We start from the raw sequence: 257 nt of genomic DNA, 5'->3' as shown, positions 1-257 counted from the left end.
TGACTTCCCCAACGGTGTCCAAATAACACCCGCCTTCGGAAAGGTCTGTTACTCGAGCCGATTGCCTTCCCGTTTCGCCGTGCCAAAAAGCGTCCAAGCTGACATTGAGCCGCGGCTTTGATCGTCGCTCATCCATAGCTCACCTCATCATAAAAGTTTTGGACAGGGAGGCAAAGAAAAATATCTGGGCGGTACGACGGACTGCAAAACGGCGGCTCAACAGTTCCAGTAACGTGGACCGGCTTGGCGGTCAGAAG

General features: G+C 53.7%; 1 protein-coding gene. It reads right to left on the bottom strand.

Annotated elements, in window-relative coordinates; translation table 11 throughout:
* On the bottom strand, window positions 1-136 hold a 136-nt coding region (locus EUU22_RS26190; protein WP_165351263.1), incomplete at its 3' end, for a PilZ domain-containing protein.
* Window positions 137-257 lie beyond the last annotated feature (121 nt).

Origin of the sequence: Ciceribacter ferrooxidans, from assembly GCF_004137355.1 — a bacterium.
Taxonomy (GTDB): Bacteria; Pseudomonadota; Alphaproteobacteria; order Rhizobiales; family Rhizobiaceae; genus Allorhizobium; species Allorhizobium ferrooxidans.
This window is presented reverse-complemented; position numbering and strand designations above follow the sequence as displayed.